The 7,714-nt window shown below is 52.0% G+C and carries 4 protein-coding genes; all 4 read right to left on the reverse strand.

Features of this window, described 5'->3' with window-relative positions:
- Positions 1 to 254: 254 nt before the first annotated feature.
- The gene (locus ACFWW2_RS17690) at positions 255 to 848 is read right to left on the reverse strand and encodes a poly-gamma-glutamate hydrolase family protein (protein ID WP_393930172.1); all 594 of its coding nucleotides are present in this window, start codon (positions 846 to 848) and stop codon (positions 255 to 257) included.
- A 441-nt stretch (positions 849 to 1,289) separates the two neighbouring features.
- Positions 1,290 to 2,453 (reverse strand): hypothetical protein, encoded by a 1,164-nt coding sequence (locus tag ACFWW2_RS17695; protein ID WP_393930175.1) that lies wholly within the window; start codon positions 2,451 to 2,453, stop codon positions 1,290 to 1,292.
- Between the two features lie 321 nt (positions 2,454 to 2,774).
- Positions 2,775 to 6,599: an SIR2 family protein gene (locus tag ACFWW2_RS17700; RefSeq protein ID WP_393930177.1), complete on the reverse strand. Its 3,825-nt coding sequence runs from the start codon at positions 6,597 to 6,599 to the stop codon at positions 2,775 to 2,777.
- Positions 6,600 to 6,771: 172 nt separating this feature from the next.
- Positions 6,772 to 7,713, reverse strand: a complete 942-nt coding sequence (locus tag ACFWW2_RS17705) for a Fic family protein (protein ID WP_393930179.1) — start codon at positions 7,711 to 7,713, stop codon at positions 6,772 to 6,774.
- Position 7,714: the final 1 nt, after the last annotated feature.

The following is a 7,714-nucleotide window of genomic DNA, read 5'->3' on the forward strand; positions in this document are numbered from 1 at the left end:
TATCGAAACTATGATCGACGGGAAAGAAATCTGGCAGGTAAAGCTCGTGAACTGAACTTCGCCTGACAGACGCCGCCAGAAAAACGGCCAACTGTCAGATCACATCTGAACTACTACAAATAATGTGTCAAAACGGCCCATAGCGGTCACTGAGCATTAGCCCCCAATGCTGCGGTTGCAGCCCGTATTGCGGACATGGGCTGCGATTGCGACAGCAGGTTACAGATGATCGCACACCAGCCGGGAAAAGCAGGCTATTCCTCAGCGCCTGAAATGGCTTTTCGCACAGCACAAGAGAATTTATCGAGAAGGTCAGGCTTTGAAAGCAGCTCTTCCCGAAGTGTCTTCGGGATTTCAAGTTGAACACCTATTGATCTACTGCCGCGATTGCAGATGTTGTTCTTGTGCTTTCCAGCAAGCTCACCGAACCCAACGGCAGTTTCGAAACCTTTCGACGACAACTCCTTGATGATGGCGTCTCTGCCAGTTGTGTCCAACCCTCCGACATAGATGGTCGCGGGATCATTGCGATCTCCACGACCATGAAAAGCGACTACCACGGAGTGCTCACCGACAATCTCGATTGCTTCGTAATCGTCGTACTTGTGCGACGTCACATGCAAATCGCTGTGAGGTCTCTTTCGAATACCTTCAAATAAGTAGAGCGAATGGTCTTCGCTTGCCACGGCTTTAGCCAACTCAGACGTCCCCGGTTCGATTCTGCCCCCATGAGGGGCCATAATCAAACAATCCGAAGTCCTTTTCACAGCTTGCTTACGATAATCGATCCCGTCTTTCTCGACCTCATAAAGCTCCCCAAAACTAGAATACCTATCTTGTGCCATCATCCACCTTCTCAAAACCACAAAGTTCACACGGAAAACTTTGCAAAGGGCCTTAACGTGTTTCGGGTAGACTTTGAAGGTTGCACTAGATCGGTCCTAGCAATGATCGGACGAGTGCGCGCGGCCCATTGCGGACATTTGCGACCCCGACATGTCGACCATACGTTTTCCCCAACCGGGCATTCGCCTCGGCGATGGTCGGGGCCGCGCTTTAGGTCGCTTTGAATTTTATGCAACGCAGACGAAGCCTCCGCCGCGCACGCGAGGGTTGGGTCAAGAAAGCGCCGCAGATCAAGTCTGATCGGGCAAGTGGTCAGGATGTGTCCCCGAGCGCACTGTCTGAGGATGCAGAAGAGTTTGGAAACTGAACAGCGGCTTCCCTGACTTGAGCGATGCAGAAGCTACTCAGCATTTTGTTTCCCAGCCACGTAATTGTCACTCAAATCAAGGCAAGATTGCTATCCAGTTCTTTACCGCCTCAATCAAAGCCTGAAACTTGCTTGGGTTTAGGACGAAATACCCTCCGGCGGCCGGAATGCCCCACTTGATCGTTGTATCGACCGCTATGTCAGCCTTTTGTCCGGCCCAAACGATACAGGAGCCTAAAGCAGCATCCAGCTTCTCCAATGCTGCCAGCACTAGCGACTTGTCGGGCACCTCTGCTTCGGCTTGTTGAGCAATCTCATCCACCGCCGCCCAAATGATAGTATGGCTCCTCTGCACAGCAGCCGGTAACTCAAACTCCAGCGGCGGATTGTTGCCGCCGATCCCATGACGATTTTCTGCAATCGCTGCGGCACGGTCATTGGCCAAATCAGACAACGATTGCCGAACAGAGAATAGAGCCTCGACTCTCTTAATCTCTTGAGCAACGTGCTCAGCACCCGACCGCCAGTCTTGATCGGACAATGCTAGAGCAATCAAACGGCTCAAATCCCATGGCAAGGGCTTGCCATCGTGAATTGCCCAGAACCACCTGGACCAGAACCCCCATACACTTGGATCCGAGGCAAAGAATTCTTCGAGGTTTGAGTAGTCTTCTACGATACTTGAAGGATGCCCCTCAGAGCCCCACAGCGGTAACCATTCGCTCGGAGATGTTATGTCTGCGGTGGCCAGCTTGCTCGCCCGGTCAGCACCGACCAACCAGGCCAACTCCCAGTAGCCACCTCCAAAGTCCACATGACGCTTTAGCTCTCCAATCTCGACGGTCCAAGTAATGGCATTGCCAATTACGTTTTGGCCGGATTCGGTCCTGAGGGAACCCTTTGGTGGCTGTTGATCTCCGTATAACACCTCACCTTCATGCGGAAAGCGCGGGCCAAGAACTAACTGATCATTGTGAATTTGTTGCGCCGAACCTTTGTAGCCGACAGCACCAAACGCCAGCTTGGCTGACTTTTTGGCAGCCTGCAGGTCGACGCTGCCCACAGTAGCAATGAGCAAGTGGTGTAACAGCCGCAGCACATCTCGTTGGTTGAACGGCCCTTCTCCAATCGCTGCGGGAAATGACCTCAAAGCCATACGTGCGACAAACCAAACCCGAGTTTGTCGATCCTGTTTTGATAGCCAAGACCTAGAGTCTTCTTCATCAACGATCTTAAACACCAAGCATTCCCATCAAAAACCTCGATCAACTCACTTCTGACAGTGCTCCTCAACCCGCCGCCGGAATGCGGCATAGATATCAGGCACGTGATCATCGCTATCTTCGTAGATGGACCGGACCGCTACAAGCAACAACATGGAGCGGTCAGCAGCAATGACTCTATTCAAACTGACGGCCCAAACCAAACCTTGGCCGAGCGATCAATATGCTGCGGTGGGGATAGTCAAACCGGCCATTCGTTGGCGCGGCAAGTGTCGAGCTTTGAGAGCCAAACTTTCTTAGTGACGTCTATTCGATTGACTAGACTTTCGACCACATGCCTATTGCCGTGCGACAAGGTCACTAAGGCGAAAAAAACGCAGATCTCTTGTGAGAGCAGGATCAGCTTCTTCAATGATCTCCAATATCTCTGACAACTCAACAGGTGCGTCTAATGGGGAATTGGGAACGATTGCTTCCATCAGGCTTAGGACCTCTGCTGGGTATTCCTTTGTGAGTGGGGCATCGCCACCGATCTCTTTTGTGAAACGGTACAGCCAATGCGTTTCACCGCTTACAGGAGCTAGAAATTTTTCAACTTCCTTAAGCAAAATTGGAAAGTTCTCACCTTGTGCTTCCAACATAGATACCCACGCTCGAACGGAAGCATTAGTCTGAAAAATTCGCTCACGTGGCCAAACAGTATTGATGAACGGAATTACGTGTTCGGTCCAACCGTCATCATTTTTCTTACCGACCAAACCCAGCCAGTGGATGACTTCGCATCGGGAGGCGTCATTCATACGGCGAAGACAACGTCGGGCGTCTCGCTTCGTAACGCCTTCATCTTTGTCTAAAGCAAAGACTGCCATCCAAGATATCCATTGAGCCGCAATCTTAGCTAAATCCCGGTCCCATTGAAAATCGTATATTTGTGGAAAAAGCTCCAAAAGATGGCTGCGCAAGTGTGTGCGGAGCACCGACGTCGGCACACTGCCAGATGATAGCAATCCGCTCCACGCTGGTTCGCAGGCCATATGATCAAACGCAAACCAAGGTATGACTCTTGTTGCGACCCATTCAGGAGAAACGTGATTTAGCCAATTCAGATCGTGGGTGATGGTTGCCACGGCATGATCTCGACCTTCGTCAGGTGATGTGAGTAACCGTTCCAGCCGTGTTAGCAGGTCGTCTGGAATGCCAGCGCTCGCTTCTGGCTTTCGGTCCGACAATTCTCTTAGCAAAGCGTTTGTCATGCAACCGATGGGGCTGTTGAGTGCGTGGTCGAAAGTTCGTCGCGAACGTTGCTGTATTTCGCCACCGATCGTCACATCGCCAAGTGCGCTCTCCGTGGCATTGGTGTTGGGTTCGAGCAACGCAGACGCGATATGGTCATAGGTTTCCCAAGCCAAATCTCTGTCGAGAGCGAGCAGACTGGTTAAGTGACTTTCAAGCCACCGCCCCAACGTATGACTCAACTCTTGGACTACCGGTGGCGGCAACCGAGATATACGGCGCAAACGTTGTCTTTGTAGACGCACTGTCGTTTCGTCAGGCCACTCGGTTACCAAGTCATTCCAGAATGACGCAGGGTAATCCTTTTTCTTTGCTGCAAGCGACAATGAGATGAGCGCTCTAAGTGGGGCTTCCTTAACGAGGCCACTGAACGGCCTCATATTTGTGCGGCTCCCAAAGTCCCGTTGCAGGTCAGACTTGGCGCGATCTACAACTTGATCGATGGGTATGCTGAGTAGCGCGTCAGGTGTTTCATCAGTGCCGACGCGGTAGACGTTCGATCCATTGAGCGTCAGGTAACTCGTGGCCCAGCCGTCATTCCAGTTCGGAATTGACGTAAGTATAGCGTCCAAACGATCGTTCTGATTATAGACAAGGAGGTTGCCTTGCAGAGTGATCCAACGCGTAACGCGAGCCGCGTATTCGTCACGTATGCTTGGATATTCTTCATCGGACCAATGTGACATCTTCTCAGGGCCGCTAAGTAGCCGGTCGCCAAGAGCAGTACGTTCGGCATCCGAAAAATCATCCCAACGATCCGAAATAAGAAAAAGAAGCTCCCGCCGACTCTCTCTGTCCCAAAAGGCGTCTCTGTCCAGACTCTGGATTTCATTAAATGCATCAGTCGGCGTGAATAGGTCTGCATTGTTTAGTACGTAGAGTTTCAGTTTGCGAAAAAAATATCGATCTGAAATCGGCCAAGCAGAAGCTAGGTTCCGTGCGAGATCAGCGTTGCTGTCCGCTTGGCGGCGAAACAATGTCAGAAACCATTTGATAACCTTGCTCGTTTTTCCCGAATACTCATCCCCATCGGCAAGACGGTCAGGATAGCATGTGGGCGTCTTGAAATATGTGGTCTCAAGGTCCGCAAGCATGCCCGACGCTTGCTTCAAATTCTCGACAAGGGCAGACAAGACTGAAGGCAAAACCTCTTCAGGTACCTCAAGGTCAATGTTGTGCATGTCAGTGAACTTAATTTCAAAAGCAGCGATATTGGGCAGGGACACATCATCCCAACCTTCTTTTGGTGGAGCTACGCCTCGGCTGCCAATGAAAGTGTCCCGTGACAGCAGCGGTGAGGTAAGAGATCGAAAACTTCTGAGGTTTGTAGGTGACCAACCGTCTTTAGCGATGGCATCTTGAAAATCATACCAACCGCCATCCCAGACGCTGTCACGTCGTTCTTCTTGGAACTCAAGGATGAGACGCCATGCCTTTCGCCCATTTGGGTGAAGGCAGTCACCTCTTCGAAGATGCCAGTTGATTTGATCTACGAGGTTTGGGTGTAAACCATTTCGACGAGCGGCCCACCATGCAACAGCGGGGTGATTGAGGCTCTGCGCAATCCATCTTGTAAGATGGTAGAGCCGTGACGGGATCGACTGCCGCCCATACATTTGCCTCCCCGCGATTGCGTGTGAGTCGGCTGGATTGGTGTCTTCACGACGCCAATGCAACATGTTTTCATGTTTGATTTGTGCTTTTGCGTCTCTTTTGTCAGGACGCGCAGGATCATCATCAAGGCCATAGCTCTCGGCGGGATCATATAACTCAGCATCTTTGCCATAACCTTTACTTGGCTCGGCAGCTCGGCTGCTAGCATCAAGAACAAAGACCCATTCAGGATGGGGCGACGGTTCACTGTTAGCGAATAGCTTCGCACCCATCGATGAACGCACAAGATGCGCAACTTGCCCTCGCTGGTAAGCTTCAAGTGAAGATGGCTGCTGCTGAGCCATCGCAGCAACTTTCCGTTTCCACTCACGAGGGTTGTCGGCCCTTTCTGCCCATAACTCCAAGGTGCCCCATAGAACGTCATGCTCCGAATACGGGATTGCCGTTACACCTCGATCCCGCCACTTTGCCTCAACTTGCACACGACTCCCTCTGTCGAATGCAAATAGGTTGGAACGATCGGATGCTTCATCTTGGTTCAAACCCTGCAACAAATATTTCACTGGAGGATCTTCAGCTTGATAGCCGACCAAGACGACCGTGTATGACCTCAACAAGGAACGAACGAATGTAGTAGCCCAACCTTCCGACAAGTATGCCCTGCCAAAATCGGAACTACTGAGAATATAAGGACTTTTTGAGGCTGGACCGTCTTCGCGGCGTCCATGCAGATATGTAATCCCGGTGATTGGAACGTAGCGATCAATGTCAGGAAGAGATGGTGGCACATGGAAATCGGTGTTGGTGTCCTCGCCTCCTTCAAACAAGGTGTCGAAGTTAGTTGTCACGATCTGAGGTCGACCGGCCGGATCACAAGAAATCCTTGAGATCGTCTTGTGATTGTGCCCAACCGCAGCGCCAACAGTTGGGCTTTTTAACTCACCCGCCACCAGCTCATTTACTTCCGTACGCCCATACTCCCTTTGAAGGAGGTGAAATATTCCATCAAGCGAAGCTTGAGGGGGAGGATTCTCGTCAGGTTCCTTTTTCCAATCCAGCCACGGCTGAAATGATGCCATGATATCAGAATCGTCTGGGGGGTCGAAAAACTCCACGATATTTTTTGTGAGCTTGTAAAAGTCAGGTAGCCCAGAGTTCAGAGAAACACCTGCTCCACATAGAAACACGACACGTCCAGTATCACGTCTTTCCAACAAACTATCCGGAATGTTGGGCCCGTCTTTACTAAAGCGCATGCCGCTCCCTTGAGTTGAGTAATTACACCTCGACTATTCGACGATGTGCTTCGGTTCGCAAGTTACTTCTGCTCGAAAGATGAGAGGTTGTACGTCAGCTATTGCGACCAATTGGCTCGCTGCTGCAACCGCAGCGAATGACCGCAATCCGCCCTACCCGGCCGACCATGCACTATGCACCCGGTCCTTCAAGCTTCAACCAGTACCGAGTGTATCGGCGTTCGCCAGTACGCGTGAGGGCACCAAGCTCGACAAGTTCTTGTAGATCTCTTGTCGCCGTTGCCCGCGATGTCCCGGAGATCGAAATGTAGTTCTCGGCGCTCAGGCCACCTTTGAACCCGTCTGGGCCCTCTCGGAACATCCGCTCGATCACCTTGGCCTGTCGTTCCTTCAACGCGTCGCGATGTCGGTCATAAAAATGCGCCTTGGCAATGAAGAAGCCCACGCGCTCCAAGGTAACTTGCTGCGCTTCCAGAACGGCCTCTCCGAACCATACAAGCCACGGTGTGACATCCAGTGTCTTCTGGTGCCGCTCAAGTTGATCGTAATAGTCCTTCCGCTTTCGCTCGATGGTGAAGGCGAGTGCGATGAGGCTTGGCTGGCCAATATTCTGAGCCAGGGACTTTTCGGCCAGGGCTCGACCCAAACGACCATTTCCGTCTTCGAATGGATGGATACTCTCGAAATAGAGATGACCCAGGCCTGCTCGCGTCAATGCTGGCAAGGACTCTTCGTCATCCGGCGCTGTTTGGTTGAACCAGTCGACATATCGGTCCATCTCGCCCGGAACCTGCGCAGACGGTGGGGCCTCAAAATGCACGACCGGGCGATCAAGACGACCCGAGACGATCTGCATGGCATCTTCATGCCGCCGATAGGACCCGATGGCCTCCAACCTTTTATCGAAAGACAGGAGCATTTCGTGCCACCGGAAGAGCGTGTCGTGCTTGAGGGGCTCGGCATGGGTCGAGTATACGTCGACCATCATCTCGGCCACGCCCTGTTCTCGAGGCTTGTTTGGGTAGCTGTCGGGTTCTAATCCGAGATGTCTGCGCAGCGAGGATTGCACACTGCGCCGGTCCAGCATCTCGCCTTCAATGGCGCTGGTTTTCATG

Source organism: Yoonia sp. R2-816, from assembly GCF_046762905.1.
Taxonomy (GTDB): Bacteria; Pseudomonadota; Alphaproteobacteria; order Rhodobacterales; family Rhodobacteraceae; genus Yoonia.